Consider the following 1,811-nt stretch of genomic DNA (forward strand, 5'->3'; position numbering starts at 1 on the left):
CAGCAAGGCCGCTACGACCAGAACGCCCGCCAGCGCTGCCAGACGCTGCCCGGCGACCAGCAGGCCGATTGCCTGCGCCGCGCCAACGGCCTGGGTGAACAAAGCGGCAGCGTGGCCGGCGGCGGCATCATCAAGGAGACGACGACGGTGACGGTGGGCGCTCCGGGCGCTCAGACGCCGGCTCCGGTGGCTTCGGCCCCCGCCGCGCCGGCTTCCGATCCGCCTGCGCCTTCGGTGCGCTGAGCGGACGCCACCGCCAACCACGGCGCCAGGGCCCGGCGCCCCGCCGGTGTCAACTGCAGCGCGCGTGAGGCGGGCTGCGACCGCAGCCAGTCGTGGTTGCGCGCATGCGCCAGCAGCGCAACGGCCAGCGTGCCGCCCAGGTGGTCGCGCCGTTCCGACCAGTCCAGACAAGGGTAGGCAAAGCGACGCTGCGCCTGGGGTGTCGCCGGCAGGCGATCGGGCAGGTCGATGCCCGCCGCGGCCAGCGCCTGCCGGCCTGCCGGCGTCAACGCATACCAGCCGGCCTGCGGCTGCAGATGGCCGCAGCGCAGCAGCCCTTCGAGCCAGGCCACGCCCAATTCCCCCGCCAGGTGGCAGTAGCAGGTGCGTGCGCGCTTGAGCGGCAGGTAGTCGGGCTGCTGCCACTTGGCGTCGGCCGCCCCACGTTCAGCCACCAGCGACAGCGCTTCCAGCGCATGGGCGATGCGCTCGTCAGCCAGCCGGAAGTAGCGGTGCCTGCCCTGCGCCCGCGGCACCACCAACTCGGTGTCGACCAGCTGGGCCAGGTGGCCGCTGGCGGTGGCCGGCGTCACGCCCGCGGCGGCCGCCAGCTCGCCCGCGGTATGGGCCTGCCCGTTCATCAGCAGCGCCAGCATGCGGGCACGGGTGGGGTCCGCGATCATCGCGGCCACTCTGGCGAAGCGGGGCTCGGGGGCGTTCATGGCTGCATCACACCACGGCGCGGGCCAGCAGCCAGGCGCCCAGGGCAAGAAGGCCGGCGAAGAACCAGCGCTTGAAGCGTTCGGGCTGCGTGCGGCGGCGCAGCCACTGGCCCACCGCCATGCCGCCCAGCGTGGGCAACAGCGCCGCCAGGGAAGCAGCGAGCACCGGAGCCGGTAGCGCGCCACCACCGCCCAGCGTGGCCGCCAGCGCCAGCGTGCTGACGAGGAAGGACACGCCCAGCGCCTGCACCAGGGCTTCTTTCTCCAGCCCCAACGCCTGCAGATAGGGCACGGCCGGGATCACGAACACGCCGGTGGCGGCCGTCACCAGCCCCGTGGCCAGGCCCACGAGCGGCGACAGCACGGGCTCCCAGCCCGGCGGCAGCCGCCAGGGTTTGAGCAGCAGCCCGAACAGGGCGTAAGCGATCAAGGCCAGGCCCAGCGCCGCGCCGGCCGCGCGGCTGGCGCCGCCGGTCAGCCAGCCGGCGCCCAGCCAGGTGCCCATGCACACGCCGGCCAGCAGCGGCCACAGCCGGCGCAGCAGCGCGGCCAGGCCACCCTGGCCCAGCAGCTGCCAGACGTTGCTGACGAAGGAGGGCACCACCAGCAAGGCCGCCGCCTGGGCGGGCGCCATTTGCAAGCTCAGCAATCCCATGGCGATGGTGGGCAGGCCGAGGCCGATCACGCCCTTGACGAAGCCGGCGAGCGTGAACACCGCGCCGGCAAAGGCCAGCAGCAGCCAGAAGGTGGGGTGGAACAGGTCGGCGGGCATCATGGGCATCCGGCAATGAAGATGACGTGATGCTCGCCGGGCAGGGGCGGCAGATGCTTCGGCCTGGGCCGAAGCGTGCGACCTCAGGCGCTGAG

General features: G+C 73.5%; 2 protein-coding genes and 1 pseudogene. 1 reads left to right on the forward strand and 2 read right to left on the reverse strand.

Going from position 1 to position 1,811, the window contains the following annotated elements; all coding sequences use genetic code 11:
• A pseudogene (locus tag ABNT58_RS23890) lies at positions 1-243 on the forward strand (hypothetical protein); the annotation flags it as partial.
• Here the strand turns inward: ABNT58_RS23890 and ABNT58_RS23895 are convergent.
• Entirely contained in the window at positions 171-944 is a 774-nt protein-coding gene (locus tag ABNT58_RS23895; RefSeq protein ID WP_348755896.1) for a helix-turn-helix transcriptional regulator, read from the reverse strand. The pseudogene ABNT58_RS23890 and the gene ABNT58_RS23895 sit on opposite strands and share 73 nt — an antisense overlap.
• 7 nt (positions 945-951) lie before the next feature.
• Entirely contained in the window at positions 952-1,725 is a 774-nt protein-coding gene (locus ABNT58_RS23900; RefSeq protein WP_348755897.1) for a sulfite exporter TauE/SafE family protein, read from the reverse strand.
• Between the last annotated feature and the right edge of the window lie 86 nt (positions 1,726-1,811).

The sequence above is a fragment of the uncultured Aquincola sp. genome, assembly GCF_964001545.1.
In the GTDB taxonomy this organism is placed as follows: Bacteria; Pseudomonadota; Gammaproteobacteria; order Burkholderiales; family Burkholderiaceae_C; genus Aquincola.